General features: G+C 54.3%; 11 protein-coding genes. 5 read left to right on the forward strand and 6 right to left on the reverse strand.

All coding sequences use genetic code 11. From position 1 onward, the window contains the following. Nucleotides 1-6 precede the first annotated feature (6 nt). On the reverse strand, nucleotides 7-2,178 hold the full coding sequence (locus HV477_RS16750) for a YgiQ family radical SAM protein (RefSeq protein ID WP_001274458.1): 2,172 nt from the start codon (nucleotides 2,176-2,178) through the stop codon (nucleotides 7-9). Between the two features lie 487 nt (nucleotides 2,179-2,665). On the opposite strand from HV477_RS16750, the gene HV477_RS16755 reads away from it, so the two are divergent. The 3 genes from HV477_RS16755 to HV477_RS16765 are packed head-to-tail and all read left to right on the forward strand — an operon-like array spanning nucleotide 2,666 to nucleotide 5,491. Continuing rightward, the gene (locus HV477_RS16755; protein ID WP_000799367.1) at nucleotides 2,666-3,649 is read left to right on the forward strand and encodes a TRAP transporter substrate-binding protein; all 984 of its coding nucleotides are present in this window, start codon (nucleotides 2,666-2,668) and stop codon (nucleotides 3,647-3,649) included. A 41-nt stretch (nucleotides 3,650-3,690) separates the two neighbouring features. Further along, nucleotides 3,691-4,173: a TRAP transporter small permease gene (locus tag HV477_RS16760; protein ID WP_001221825.1), complete on the forward strand. Its 483-nt coding sequence runs from the start codon at nucleotides 3,691-3,693 to the stop codon at nucleotides 4,171-4,173. Between the two features lie 10 nt (nucleotides 4,174-4,183). Next, the gene (locus HV477_RS16765) at nucleotides 4,184-5,491 is read left to right on the forward strand and encodes a TRAP transporter large permease (protein ID WP_000345259.1); all 1,308 of its coding nucleotides are present in this window, start codon (nucleotides 4,184-4,186) and stop codon (nucleotides 5,489-5,491) included. 44 nt (nucleotides 5,492-5,535) lie between these two features. Here the strand turns inward: HV477_RS16765 and ftsP are convergent, their stop codons facing one another. The 5 genes from ftsP to HV477_RS16790 form a co-directional block, all read right to left on the reverse strand. After that, nucleotides 5,536-6,948: a cell division protein FtsP gene (gene ftsP / locus HV477_RS16770; protein WP_000010658.1), complete on the reverse strand. Its 1,413-nt coding sequence runs from the start codon at nucleotides 6,946-6,948 to the stop codon at nucleotides 5,536-5,538. Nucleotides 6,949-7,021: 73 nt separating this feature from the next. After that, nucleotides 7,022-7,759 carry a 1-acylglycerol-3-phosphate O-acyltransferase gene (plsC, locus tag HV477_RS16775; RefSeq protein ID WP_000965730.1) on the reverse strand — a complete coding sequence of 246 codons (738 nt, stop codon included), beginning with the start codon at nucleotides 7,757-7,759 and terminating at the stop codon, nucleotides 7,022-7,024. Between the two features lie 256 nt (nucleotides 7,760-8,015). Next, entirely contained in the window at nucleotides 8,016-10,274 is a 2,259-nt protein-coding gene (parC, locus tag HV477_RS16780; RefSeq protein WP_001281860.1) for a DNA topoisomerase IV subunit A, read from the reverse strand. 110 nt (nucleotides 10,275-10,384) lie between these two features. Continuing rightward, complete coding sequence (locus tag HV477_RS16785; RefSeq protein ID WP_000998796.1) at nucleotides 10,385-11,251, reverse strand: GyrI-like domain-containing protein; 867 nt, start codon at nucleotides 11,249-11,251, stop codon at nucleotides 10,385-10,387. A gap of 71 nt (nucleotides 11,252-11,322) precedes the next feature. Beyond that, entirely contained in the window at nucleotides 11,323-11,715 is a 393-nt protein-coding gene (locus HV477_RS16790; RefSeq protein ID WP_000731552.1) for a YgiW/YdeI family stress tolerance OB fold protein, read from the reverse strand. 151 nt (nucleotides 11,716-11,866) lie between these two features. Here HV477_RS16790 and qseB point away from each other — a divergent pair, with 151 nt between their 5' ends. Beyond that, complete coding sequence (gene qseB, locus HV477_RS16795; RefSeq protein ID WP_001221574.1) at nucleotides 11,867-12,526, forward strand: quorum sensing response regulator transcription factor QseB; 660 nt, start codon at nucleotides 11,867-11,869, stop codon at nucleotides 12,524-12,526. Beyond that, nucleotides 12,523-13,872: a quorum sensing histidine kinase QseC gene (gene qseC / locus HV477_RS16800; RefSeq protein WP_000779327.1), complete on the forward strand. Its 1,350-nt coding sequence runs from the start codon at nucleotides 12,523-12,525 to the stop codon at nucleotides 13,870-13,872. The genes qseB and qseC overlap by 4 nt, the downstream gene beginning before the upstream one ends. Nucleotides 13,873-13,944: the final 72 nt, after the last annotated feature.

Raw genomic sequence — 13,944 nt, forward strand, 5'->3', positions numbered from 1 at the left:
AACCGTTTAACGCCCTGCGCCTTTCCCGCGCTTCTTATTAGCGGCAAGCCCCTGCCGCTGATGTTCCACCGGCGTATGCTTGGTCAACGCCGGGCGGGTATTGCGGTTCTGGCGACGCGCTTCGCGCATCTCTTCAATGGTCGGCGCAGGCACCAGACACTCACGGCGACCGCCAATCAGGTGCTTTTTCCCCATCGCTTCCAGCGCCTGGCGAATCAGCGGCCAGTTCGCCGGATCGTGATAACGCAGCAGCGCCTTATGCAGGCGACGTTGCCTGTCTCCCTTCGGCACCACCACATCTTCACTCTTATAACCAATTTTACCCAGCGGGTTTTTGCCGGTGTAATACATGGTGGTCGAATTCGCCAACGGCGACGGGTAGAAGTTCTGCACCTGATCCAGACGGAAGCGGTGGCGCTTCAGCCACAGCGCCAGATTCACCATATCTTCGTCCCGCGTGCCCGGATGCGCAGAGATAAAATACGGGATCAGATACTGCTCTTTTCCGGCCTGTTTAGAGTAAAGGTCAAATAACTCTTTAAAGCGATCGTAGCTGCCCATCCCCGGCTTCATCATTTTCGACAGCGGCCCTTCTTCAGTATGCTCCGGCGCAATCTTCAGATAGCCGCCCACATGATGGCTCGCCAGCTCTTTAATATAGCGAGGATCTTCTACGGCGATGTCGTAGCGCACGCCGGAAGCAATTAAGATTTTCTTAATGCCTTTCAGCTCACGGGCGCGGCGATAAAGATTGATCGTCGGCGTATGGTCAGTATCCATATGCGGACAGATATCCGGATAGACGCATGACAGTCGACGACAGGTCTGCTCCGCACGCGGCGACTTACAGCGCAGCATATACATGTTCGCGGTAGGACCGCCCAGATCGGAGATCACGCCGGTAAACCCCGGCACCGTGTCGCGGATCGCTTCGATCTCGTTGATAATAGAGTCTTCCGAGCGGCTCTGAATGATGCGCCCTTCATGTTCAGTGATCGAGCAGAAAGAACAGCCGCCAAAGCAGCCGCGCATGATATTGATCGAAAAGCGGATCATCTCATAGGCCGGAATACGGGCATTGCCGTAAGCCGGGTGCGGCACTCGCTGATACGGCAGCGCAAACACGCTATCCATCTCTTCAGTGGAGAGCGGTATGGCGGGCGGGTTGATCCAGACATAGCGGTCGCCGTGTTTTTGCATCAGCGCCCGCGCGCAGCCAGGGTTAGTTTCGTGATGCAGAATACGTGACGCATGGGCGTACAGCACCTTGTCGCCTTTCACCTTTTCAAAGGATGGCAGCAGGATATAGGTTTTTTCCCACGGCTTCGGACGCGGCGGCTGCACGGTAATCGCCTTGGCTTCTTGCTTTTTCGGCGCGACGGGTTTGTTGTCGGCGCACGGCAGGTCTTCGCCATAGGGATGGGGAATTGGATCGATTTTACCCGGCGTGTCCAGACGAGTGGAGTCGACGCCGCTCCAGCCAGGCAGAGCTTCTTTAACCATAATCGCAGTGTTACGCACGTCGCGAATCTGATCGATGGTTTCGCCCATTGCCAGACGGTGCGCCACTTCCACCAGCGGACGCTCACCGTTGCCAAACATCAGCATGTCGGCTTTGGAATCGACTAACACTGAACGACGCACAGTATCAGACCAGTAGTCGTAATGCGCGGTACGGCGCAGACTGGCCTCAATGCCGCCAAGGATCACCGGGACATCTTTCCACGCTTCTTTGCAACGCTGGGTATAGACCAGCGTGGCGCGGTCCGGGCGTTTGCCCGCGACGTTATCCGGGGTGTAGGCGTCATCGTGGCGCAGCTTACGGTCAGCGGTGTAACGGTTGATCATCGAGTCCATGTTGCCAGCGGTGACGCCGAAGAACAGGTTCGGTTTTCCCAGACGCATAAAGTCGTCTTTGCTGTTCCAGTCCGGCTGGGCGATGATCCCCACGCGGAAGCCCTGCGCTTCCAGCATACGACCGCAAATCGCCATGCCGAAGCTCGGATGGTCGACATACGCGTCGCCCGTCACCAGAATGATGTCGCAGCTATCCCAGCCAAGTTGATCCATCTCGTCACGTGACATCGGCAAAAACGGCGCCGGCCCAAAGCAGGCGGCCCAGTACTGCGGCCAGGAGAAAAGGTCGCGATCCGGTTGGATCAGGGAGATAGCGCTCATATTGCTTCCAAAACGATTGGCAAAAAAATAATCAAAGGTCGGGGATTATAAGCCGTATCTATAGCGAAAATGAAGGAGATTATCGCCTTATATGCAGGGCTGGCGCGAAATAGAAACAACTTTCAACGGCCTGGCCTGAGGTGTTTGAAATTGGTCTTATGAATATCTCCAAATTGGTATGCAATTAATTATACCCACGTCTAAAACCGCAGTATCGCCATAACAACAAAAAGTAAAAAAATATCACATTATCAGCAACATATAAAAAAACTTCGCTGAATTGCTCACGACACTGTTTTTACCATGACTTTCTTCTGTGAACCAGATCTCTTTCTTTGGTCTATTGATTAAATTAAATTGGCTGACAGAATTCAGGGGATAAAGAACACCATCACCACGCCTTTCCCCTACGCAATACCTTACGTATCAGCAGGTTATTAATTAATCAACGATAACCACAGGAATCCCAACCTATAAGGAAGCAGATATGAAAAACACACGTTCATTCACAACATCAGCGGTATTACTGGCCGGCTGTTTGCTACTGGCATTTCCAGCGCTCGCCAAAACCACGCTGAAACTGAGCCACAATCAGGATAAAAGCCACGCCGTTCACAAAGCGATGAGCTATCTGGCCGATAAAGCGAAAGCCTATTCGGACGGCGAATTAAATATTCGTATTTACCCCAACGCCACGCTGGGCAACGAACGTGAATCGCTGGAATTGATGAACTCCGGCGCTCTGCAAATGGTGAAAGTCAATGCGGCATCGCTGGAGTCTTTTGCGCCGGAATATAGCGTGTTTAGCCTGCCGTTTTTATTCCGTGACCGCGATCACTACTACAACGTACTGAAAAGCGACTTAGGGAAACGCATTCTCGCGTCCTCCGAAAGCAAAGGCTTCGTCGGCTTAACCTGGTACGACGGCGGCGCCCGCAGTTTTTACGCTGGTAAGCCCATCACTCAACCCGACGATTTAGCCGGTATGAAAATCAGAGTGCAGCAAAGCCCCAGCGCTATCGCGATGGTGAAAGCGCTCGGCGGTGTGCCGACGCCGATGGCGCAAGGCGAACTCTATACCGCGCTCCAGCAAGGCGTGGTCGATGGCGGCGAAAACAACCCCGTGGTTTATGCCGATATGCGTCATGCGGAGGTGGCGAAATTCTATTCCCGCGACGAGCACACGATGGTGCCGGATGTCCTGGTCATCAGTACCAAAGTACTTAACAAATTGAGCGATAAAGAGCGGAAAGCGTTATATAAAGCCGCAGATGAATCCATGCAGCAAATGAAAGATGTCATCTGGCCCGCCGCGGAAAAAGAGGCTTATGAGAGTATGAAGGCCATGAACGCGACCGTTGTTGATATTGATAAATCCGCGTTCAAACAGCGTGTTAAGCCCTTGTTTGATGAGTTCCGCGCGAAAGATGCTCAGTCAGCGAAGGATCTGGAATACATCGAGAATATGTAAATCTGCCGGGCAGGGTTCTCCTGCCCTTTACAGGATGTAATATGCGAATACTCACCAATGCACTGAACAAAATACTGGCCGGGTGCTGCTGTATTATTCTGGCGATCATGGTTGCCTGCGTATCCTGGCAGGTGGCGGCGCGCTTTATATTCAACGCGCCAAGCAGCACGCTCGACGAATTCACCCAGATTCTTTTTATGTGGATGATTCTGTTAGGCGGCGTCTATACCGCCGGATTAAAAAAACATTTAGCTATCGATTTGTTAGCGCAAAAACTCTCCCGAACGCCCGCCCTCGTGCTCGACAGTATCATTCAGGTGATTATTACCGTGTTCGCGCTGATTTTTATGGTGTACGGCGGTGATATTATTGTTGAAAAAGCGGCGCACGTCAGCCAAATGTCCCCGGTATTAAAATGGCCTATGGATAAAGTCTATTGGGTCATGCCGATTAGCGGCGTCATCCTGGTGTACTACACCATTGTGAACGTTATTGATAATTATCATCAGCGCCATCTTCGCTAACGAGGGATATATGGACTTTGAATATATTTACCCAATAATTGTTTTATTTGGCAGCTTTGCCATTATGCTGGCGGTCGGCGTTCCTATTACATTCGCTATCGGGCTGTCGTCCTTATTCTCAATCCTGATAGCCCTTCCCCCGGATGCGGCAATCTCGGTTATTTCGCAAAAAATGACCGTCGGTCTCGATGGCTTTACGCTGCTGGCGATCCCCTTTTTTGTGTTAGCCGGCAATATCATGAATACCGGGGGAATCGCCCGGCGCCTGGTGAATCTGGCTCAGGCGTTAGTTGGCCGCCTTCCCGGTTCGCTGGCGCACTGCAATATTCTGGCGAACACCCTGTTTGGCGCGATATCCGGCTCGGCTGTCGCTTCTGCGGCCGCGGTGGGCGGCATCATGTCGCCATTACAGGAAAAAGAGGGCTACTCTCCGGCGTTCTCTACGGCGATCAACGTCGCTTCGGCGCCGATTGGCCTGATGATCCCGCCCAGCAATGTGCTAATTGTCTATTCGCTGGCTAGCGGCGGCACCTCTGTCGCCGCCCTGTTTTTGGCGGGCTACCTGCCCGGCATCTTAACCGCGCTGGCTTTAATGACGGTAGCGGCGCTGTATGCCCATCGCCACCATTACCCGGTTGCCGAACGCATCAACCTGCGGCAGTTTCTGTCGGTATTCCGCGATTCATTGCCCAGCCTGTTGCTGATATTTATTATTATCGGCGGCATTATCGGCGGCGTATTTACGCCAACAGAGGCCTCTGCGATCGCGGTAATCTATAGCCTGGCGCTGGCGGCCATTTATCGAGAAATTAATGTGAGTAAGTTGCGCGATATTCTGCTGGATTCGGTAGTAACCAGCTCTATTGTTCTCTTACTGGTCGGCTGCTCAATGGGAATGTCATGGGCGATGACCAATGCTGATGTTCCTGAACTGATTAATGAAATGATTACCAGCGTGTCCGAAAATAAATGGGTCATCTTGCTGATTATCAATCTCATTTTGTTATTCGTCGGGACGTTTATGGATATTACTCCGGCTATTCTAATCTTTACGCCTATTTTCCTTCCCATTGCTCAACATCTGGGAATCGACCCTGTCCATTTTGGCATTATTATGGTTTTCAATTTAACCATCGGACTGTGTACGCCCCCGGTAGGCACTATTTTGTTCGTCGGTTGCAGTATCGGCAAAATCAGTATTGATAAAGTCGTCAAACCGCTATTACCGATGTTTCTGGCACTCTTTGTGGTCATGGCGATGATTTGCTACTTCCCGCAGTTGAGTCTGCTGCTTCCCACGCTGTTTGCTCCTTCCTGAAAACCCTGACGGGTCTGCGCTATTCAGACCCGTACTCGGACGCTTTACGACGCCGGATTCACCAGCATTTGCCCAATCGAGCCGCGGTCAGCCATTTCCAGCGTCTGGCTGTTGAAATAGAACGGGAAGTGCGGCCAGGACGGCTGACCGTAGTAGACCAGCAATTCGACTTGCCCATCCACCCAGACGGTATCTTTCCAGCCTCTATCTTCCGGGAACGGCATAGCGCCGTTGACGTTACGAATCAGGAAAGAGACGCCCTCAATATGGAACGACTGCGGCATATCGGCGCGTACCGTCCAGCGCTCCCAGGTGCCTTGTTGGGCGGTAATATCAATGCGATTCACATCCCACAGTTGGCCGTTAATCCCCGGATCGTCGCCAAGACTGATGTCCCGACTGCGGACAGGCGCGCCGCTCATGATCTCCGTCGGCAACAGACGCATCGGCAGATTATCGGTCACCAGCGGCAGCAATCCGGTTGGCCGTAACGTCAGCACCAGGGTAGAAACCAGAATACTGGAAGGCTCAAAGAAACCGCGAATCCGATCGACTATGCTGGCCGCTTCCCCGCAGGTGATCGAGACTTCGTCGCCGTTGGTCATATCAACCAGGATTTCACGTCGCTCGCCGGGCGCCAGTGACAACTGTTTGACGGAAACCGGCGCAGGTAAAAAGCCCTGATCGCCTGAAATCACATGCAGCGCCCGGCCATCGCTCATCTGAAGTTGATAGCGCCGCGAGTTCGAGGCGTTCAACAACCGTAACCGCACCCAGCCGCGGGACACTTCGACATAGGGGCTTTGCGCGCCGTTCACCAGCAGCGTATCGCCGACAAAACCACCGCTGCCCGGTTCGCTGTACTCCGGCGTCCCAAAGTTATCCAGCCGTTTATCCTGGATAATGACGGGAAAATCATCCACGCCGTAATGGTTCGGAATGGGCAGCGTCTTACTGATGTCGTCTTCAACCAGCCACATTCCTGCCAGGCCGTTATACACCTGCTGCGCAGTGCGGTTAGGCGTGTTAGCGTGATACCACAGCGTCGCGGCGCTCTGACGAATCGGCAACACCGGCGCCCAGTCCGCGTTCGGCGACATCATACGCGCCGGGCCACCCATCAGCGGCCCCGGCACCAGTAAACCAGCAACCGTCATGGAGACATTTTCCGCCAGGCGGTTGCTATAGATGAGTTTAACGTCATCGCCTTTCCAGACGCGGATTGTCGGCCCCAGATAACGACCGTTCACTCCCCAGACCGGCGCGCGCGTGCCTTGCGTAAAGGACCAGTGCGCTCGCTGTAGCGTCATAAACAACGGCTGCCCGCGACGGGACTCCAGCAACGGCGGAACAGGCAACGGCTGTTGCTGACCGGCAGCATTCGCCCTGAGGGGAATCGCGCCTGCACATAGTGCGATTCCCGATGCCTGAAGAAACTGACGCCGACTGAATGACATATAAGCTCCATGTAAAACAGGCTAAAGAGTTGTGCCTGAAAAAATGATTTCTACAATAACAGAGTAAGGCTGCTTAAACCTTACCGGTCGCTTCACGTTCCGCAACCTCTTTATCAAGCTCCGCGATTTTTTGCTCCATTAACGCACGGCAGTGGGCCGCCAGCTCGCGAACCTGATCTTTACCATATTCGCTGACGTCGACTGGCGGCAGCATTTCCACAATCACCAGTCCGTTGTTCAGGCGGTTTAGATTGACTTTGTTAGAGGTGTTGGAAACGCAGACAGGAATGATCGGCACACCAGCCGCGATAGCCGCATGAAACGCGCCGGTTTTAAACGGCAGCAGACCGCGTCCCCGGCTACGCGTACCTTCAGGGAACATCCAGATAGAAATACGGCGCTTTTTAAAATGGTTAACCACTGCCGCAATGGTGCTATGCGCTTTGGCGCGGTTATTACGGTCAATCAACAGATTACCGGTCAGCCAGTACAGTTGCCCAAAAAACGGGATCCAAAGCAGGCTTTTTTTCCCCACCGTCACCGTTGGCGGCTGCACAATATTCGCCGCCGTGACCATATCATAATTATTCTGGTGGTTAGCAATATAGATAGCATTGCCATAGTTTTCCGCGTCGGCGGGTTTGCGGCACTCCACTTTCAGGCCAAACAGCGGGGCCAGGCGACCGAACATATGTCCAAACGTCGCCACGTGTTTTGGGTTACGTGGGCTGAAAAGGCAGTAAATAGAACCGAAAACACAGACCAGAATGGAGTAAATAACGGTAACAATAAGACGAAAAATATATAGCATAACAACCTCTGAAGGCCTAAGAGCCCGGCATTCTACGTCACCTGAAATTCAGGTTAGGATTTTGGTAAGTGTGGCTCTCTGGAAAAACGTATTGTTAATCGCAATGCACGAATAAACAACGGTTTTACGGGAAATTTTAATGTTAATCCGATCTGAAACCGTAGGCCGGATAAGACGCTACTGCGTCGTCATCCGGCAACGGCAGAGCGCCGGATGGCGGCTTAGATGCCTTGTCCGGCCTACGGGCGCCCCTCTCTTACTCTTCGCTGTCGCCATGACTTACGCGATGCGGCGAATCAATCTCAATGCGATCGATACGCTGCAGGCCGCGCATTAATGTGCCACGGCGTCCGCGTTCGCCGACCACCTTTTGTAACTCTTCAGGGCGCAGTTTGATTTTGCGCTTCCCGACATGGATAGTCAGAGTGCTTTGTGGCGGCAGCACGTACAGGTGCGCCAGTCCATCATCGCCTTTCGCCGCTTCCGCAGAGGGGATATTAATAATCTTATTCCCTTTGCCTTTCGACAGCTGCGGCAGAGAGTCTACCGGGAACATCAACATCCGTCCGGCCTGGGTAATCGCCAGCAGCATATCGTGCTCGTCTTCAATCACCAGCGGCGGCATGACGTGCGCATTTTCCGGCAGTGTAATCAACGCTTTACCGGCACGGTTACGGGCAACCAGATCGTTAAACGTACAAACGAAGCCGTAGCCCGCATCCGACGCCATCAGCAGTTTCTGGTCATCGCCTTCCATCAGCATATGCTCTACGGTCGCCCCCGGCGGCAGCGTGAGTTTGCCGGTCAGCGGCTCGCCCTGCCCACGCGCCGACGGAAGCGTAATGGGATCAATAGCATAGCTGCGCCCGGTGGTATCAATAAACACCACCGGTTGATTGCTCTTACCTTTCACCGCGGCTTTAAAGCTGTCGCCCGCTTTATAGTTAAGCCCCGGCGCATCAATATCATGACCTTTGGCGCTGCGCACCCAGCCCATCTGCGACAGCACGATAGTCACCGGTTCAGACGGCAACATGTCGTGTTCGCTCATCGCTTTAGCTTCTTCGCGCTCACGCAGCGGAGAACGGCGATCGTCGCCATAGGCATCGGCGTCCGCCTGTAGTTCTTTTTTCAGCAAGGTATTCATTTTGCGTTCGGACGCGAGAATGCCCTGCAACTGGTCCCGCTCTTTTTCCAGCTCGTCCTGCTCGCCGCGAATTTTCATCTCTTCCAGTTTGGCGAGATGGCGCAGTTTCAGTTCGAGAATCGCTTCCGCCTGGGTTTCGCTGATGCCGAAACGCGACATCAGCGCGGGTTTCGGCTCATCCTCGTTACGGATAATCTCAATCACTTCGTCGATGTTGAGAAACGCCACTAGCAAACCTTCGAGGATATGCAGGCGCTTAAGCACTTTCTCCAGACGGTAGTTCAGACGACGGCGTACCGTGTCGCGGCGGAACGCCAGCCACTCGGTGAGGATCTCCAGCAGGTTTTTCACCGCCGGACGACCATCCAGACCGATCATGTTCAGGTTAATACGGTAGCTTTTTTCCAGATCGGTGGTGGCGAACAGATGGTTCATCACCTGCTCCATATCCACACGGTTGGAGCGTGGCACAATCACTAAACGCGTCGGGTTTTCGTGATCCGATTCATCGCGCAGATCGTCCACCATCGGCAGTTTTTTATTACGCATCTGCGCAGCAATCTGCTCCAGCACTTTCGCGCCAGAGACCTGATGCGGCAGCGCGGTGATCACCACGGCGCCGTCTTCTTTGGTCCATACCGCGCGCATACGCACGGAGCCCCGCCCGTTTTCGTAAATTTTACGAATTTCCGCACGTGGGGTAATGATCTCCGCTTCGGTCGGGTAATCCGGCCCCTGGACGATATCCAGCAACTGATCCAGCGTCGTTTTCGGCTGCTCAATCAGCGTAATCGCCGCTTTCGCCACTTCGCGCAGGTTGTGCGGCGGGATATCTGTTGCCATCCCCACCGCTATACCGGTGGTGCCGTTCAGCAGGATGTTCGGCAGACGCGCCGGTAACATTTTCGGTTCCTGCATCGTGCCGTCGAAGTTTGGCACCCAGTCCGCCGTCCCCTGGCCGAGTTCGCTTAACAGCAGCTCGGCATATTTGGACAGGCGAGACTCGGTATAACGCATTGCCGCGAACGACTTCGGATCATCCGGCGCGCCCCAGTTTCCCTGGCCATCGACCAGCGGGTAACGGTAAGAGAACGGCTGCGCCATCAGCACCATGGCTTCATAGCAGGCGCTGTCGCCGTGCGGATGATACTTACCCAGTACGTCACCGACGGTACGGGCGGATTTTTTAAATTTAGCGCTGGCGTTCAGCCCCAGCTCTGACATCGCATAGACGATGCGGCGCTGTACCGGCTTCAGGCCGTCGCCAATAAACGGCAACGCACGATCCATGATCACGTACATGGAGTAGTTTAAGTAGGCGTTTTCCGTAAATTCATGTAGCGCAAGGCGCTCTGCCATATCGCTCATTAACAGGGGATCCTCAATCTGCATGCTGACCGTTCGGACGGCAATATTGCCGCAGATAATACCCTATCTCACGGTCTGAGTCACAAACCGTGAGCCAGGTGACGAGGAAGTTAACGAAGCGGCAGATAGATATCCGTCAGCAGCTCATGTTCCGCCACCTCATTGACGAAATTCAGGTACTGGAAGAAGACCGGAAAATCGCGCAGCGTCTCGCCGCTGGCCGGTAGCCATTCGCGGAATAAATACCACACGCTCTCCGGGAGGCTGTCGAGCGATCCCTGATGGCGTACCACCGCGCAGCGCCCGCCAGGAATCTCGCTATTCACCACGCCAACGTCATTTTCGGCTATCGGCTGGTGGACGCTGCCGCAGATATCAAAGCGGAATTGATCCGGCGGCGTCGTCTGCGGGTCGTGCCAGGCAATACCAAAAGTTTGACTGCTGGCAATCGGCGACTGCCCCGTTTCGCGCCGCCATGCAATAAATTTCGCCGCGCTGGCGTTGACCTTATCCGGATGCCCCAGATGCGTCAGCATCGCGACGCGGGTAGGTGGAAATTCAACGATTTTTACGTCCATGACATGCTGCTCCTGTAACGCAAGTTTAGGAACGCGCTGGTGCCAGGCCAGCCAGTCCGGCGATTGCCGAAACCGGCGCGGGCTTTGACCAAACGCGGTTTTGAAAGCACGTGTGAACGACTCCGGATTCTGAAACCCGGCATCCAGCGCGATATCGATAACTTTATCCTGCGGGTTAAACGCCAGCCGCCATGACGCGCGGCGCAAACGCAACCACTGGATATAGCGATAGAGCGGAAGCCCGCTCCAGACGGTAAACTGCCGGTGAAAATGAAACGGCGAGCTGTGCGCCATCCGGCTTAACGCCTCAATCGACAGAGGCTCATCCAGATGACGCTCAATGTGGTCGCAAACGCGCCGCAGACGTTCGGAATAAGCCGCGCTGATCAGGTCATTCATCACTGCCTCCTTGTGGCCTATTCTGCCCACCGGGCGGCTGTGAATCCTGACCGATCTTGCGCAATGTGGGATTACGGATTCACTTTACGAATCTGTTTTACGTCGATTTCGACAGAGTTCCAGTCTTTATCCACTTCGCCCTGAATTTCAACGGTATCCTGCGGGGTTACGGTCAGGCCGTTCCAGCGCTTGTGGTCAATATCCACATTGATAGTACCGGTCGCATCTTTAAACACATACAGGTCATCGGAAATGCGCTCGACGATATTCCCGCGCAGCGTTACCCACGCATCGTCACGCAGCGATTTAGCGCTCTCTACCGTCGTGCTGCTGCCGTTCGGGCCGACAAATCCGCCGCCTTGCGTTTGCGTCGCCGACGGGCCGGAGAAACCGCCCTGCTGAGCCGCCAGAACCGGGGTAGAACACAGTGCCATAACGGCAACGATTGCAGCTAATTTTTTCATGATTACTTTTCCCTTTCATGTCGTTTCAGATCCATTTAATAAGGTAATCCTTAACAACTTCTTAAGGCAAAAAAAGAATCTTTTTTTCTGTACATCGCCTGCGGCGACAAGGTTAACTGACGGTAACGCGAGTTACCGCAAGGAAGAACAGATGCGAATTTTACTGGTAGAAGATGACACACTTATTGGCGATGGCATAAAAGCGGGCCTGAGTAAAATGGGTTTCAGCGTCGACTGGTTTACCGAGGGACGTCCGGGCAAAGAGGCGCTTTACAGCGCGCCTTATGATGCGGTTATTTTAGATTTGACGCTGCCAGGCATGGACGGACGGGATATTTTGCGCGAATGGCGCGAAAAGGGTAAACAGGAACCGGTACTGATCCTGACGGCGCGCGACGCGTTAGCAGAGCGCGTCGAGGGGCTACGTCTGGGCGCCGATGACTATTTATGTAAACCTTTCGCGCTCATTGAGGTCGCCGCCCGTCTGGAGGCGCTGGTACGCCGCGCCAGCGGTCAGGCCAGTAGCGAATTGCGCCACGGCCAGGTGACGCTCAATCCAGGCAATCTCGTCGCGACGCTTGCCGGCGAACCGCTGGCCTTAAAACCAAAAGAGTTCGCGTTGCTGGAACTCTTACTGCGCAACAAAGGTCGCGTGCTGCCGCGCAAGCTTATTGAAGAGAAGCTGTATAACTGGGATGACGACGTGTCCAGCAATGCAGTGGAAGTCCATGTTCATCATTTACGCCGCAAGCTCGGCAGCGAATTTATTCGCACCGTACACGGCATCGGCTACACCCTGGGTGACGCATGAAATTGACGCAACGTCTCAGCCTGCGCGTCAGGCTGACGCTTATTTTCCTGATTCTGGTCTCCATCACTTGGGCAATTTCCAGTTTTGTGGCCTGGAGAAAGACGACGGATAATGTCGACGAGCTGTTTGACACACAGTTGATGTTGTTCGCCAGACGGCTTAGCACCCTCGATCTTAACGAGATCAACGCCCCGCAGCGCATGGCGCATACGCCAAAGAAATTAAAACATGGGCATATCGATGACGATGCGCTGGCGTTCGCCATCTTTTCCGCTGACGGCAAAATGTTGCTGCATGATGGCGACAACGGCCAGGATATTCCGTATCGCTATCGCCGGGAAGGTTTCGACAATGGCTATCTGAAGGATGACAACGACCTCTGGCGTTTTTTGTGGTTGAACTCGGCGGACGGCAAGTATCGTATCGTCGTCGGTCAGGAGTGGGATTACCGCGAAGATATGGCGCTGGCGATCGTGGCGGCGCAATTAACGCCGTGGCTGATCGCCCTTCCCTTCATGCTGCTGATTTTATTGCTCCTGCTTCACCGCGAGCTCAGACCGTTGAAAAAACTGGCGCAGGCGCTACGCTTCCGGTCGCCGGAATCGGAAACGCCGCTCGACGCCAAAGGCGTACCGAGCGAGGTTCGCCCACTGGTCGAAGCGCTTAATCAGCTTTTTAGCCGCATCCACTCCATGATGGTGCGCGAACGGCGATTTACCTCCGACGCCGCCCATGAATTGCGCAGCCCGCTGGCCGCGCTGAAAGTACAAACCGAGGTGGCGCAGCTCTCGGGCGACGATCCGCTATCGCGTGATAAAGCGCTGACCCAGCTCCATGCGGGGATCGATCGCGCCACACGGCTGGTCGATCAGCTACTGACGTTGTCGCGCCTCGACTCGCTCAATAATTTGCAGGATGTAGCGGAGATTTCGCTGGAAGAGCTGCTGCAGTCCGCGGTAATGGATATTTATCATCCGGCGCAGCAGGCGAATATCGACGTGCGTTTACAGCTTAACGCCCATGACGTCATACGTACCGGCCAGCCGCTACTCTTAAGCCTGCTAGTGCGTAACCTGCTGGATAATGCGATTCGCTACAGTCCGCAGGGCAGCGTCGTCGACGTTACCTTACATGCCCGCAGCTTCACCGTCAGAGATAATGGCCCCGGCGTAGCGCCAGAGATTCTGACGCATATCGGCGAGCGTTTTTACCGCCCGCCAGGCCAAAGTGTGACCGGCAGCGGTCTGGGATTATCAATCGTCCGCCGCATCGCTACGCTGCACGGCATGACGGTGTCGTTTGGCAACGCCGCGGAAGGTGGATTTGAGGCCGTAGTACGCTGGTAGCAGAGATTTTTGCCAAAAACGCAAAAGACTTTGCACATTTTGCTAATTTCACCGCACCGCCCGTCAGCGTAG

It is taken from the genome of Salmonella sp. SG203 (assembly GCF_013350575.1).
Taxonomy (GTDB): Bacteria; Pseudomonadota; Gammaproteobacteria; order Enterobacterales; family Enterobacteriaceae; genus Salmonella; species Salmonella enterica.

Excerpts from the sequence above, each read along its gene's own strand:
- HV477_RS16750 (WP_001274458.1), bottom strand. The coding sequence starts at position 2,178 with ATGAGCGCTATCTCCCTGATCCAACCGGATCGCGACCTTTTCTCCTGG.
- HV477_RS16755 (WP_000799367.1), top strand. The coding sequence starts at position 2,666 with ATGAAAAACACACGTTCATTCACAACATCAGCGGTATTACTGGCCGGC.
- HV477_RS16760 (WP_001221825.1), top strand. The coding sequence starts at position 3,691 with ATGCGAATACTCACCAATGCACTGAACAAAATACTGGCCGGGTGCTGC.
- HV477_RS16765 (WP_000345259.1), top strand. The coding sequence starts at position 4,184 with ATGGACTTTGAATATATTTACCCAATAATTGTTTTATTTGGCAGCTTT.
- ftsP (WP_000010658.1), bottom strand. The coding sequence starts at position 6,948 with ATGTCATTCAGTCGGCGTCAGTTTCTTCAGGCATCGGGAATCGCACTA.
- plsC (WP_000965730.1), bottom strand. The coding sequence starts at position 7,759 with ATGCTATATATTTTTCGTCTTATTGTTACCGTTATTTACTCCATTCTG.
- parC (WP_001281860.1), bottom strand. The coding sequence starts at position 10,274 with ATGAGCGATATGGCAGAGCGCCTTGCGCTACATGAATTTACGGAAAAC.
- HV477_RS16785 (WP_000998796.1), bottom strand. The coding sequence starts at position 11,251 with ATGAATGACCTGATCAGCGCGGCTTATTCCGAACGTCTGCGGCGCGTT.
- HV477_RS16790 (WP_000731552.1), bottom strand. The coding sequence starts at position 11,715 with ATGAAAAAATTAGCTGCAATCGTTGCCGTTATGGCACTGTGTTCTACC.
- qseB (WP_001221574.1), top strand. The coding sequence starts at position 11,867 with ATGCGAATTTTACTGGTAGAAGATGACACACTTATTGGCGATGGCATA.
- qseC (WP_000779327.1), top strand. The coding sequence starts at position 12,523 with ATGAAATTGACGCAACGTCTCAGCCTGCGCGTCAGGCTGACGCTTATT.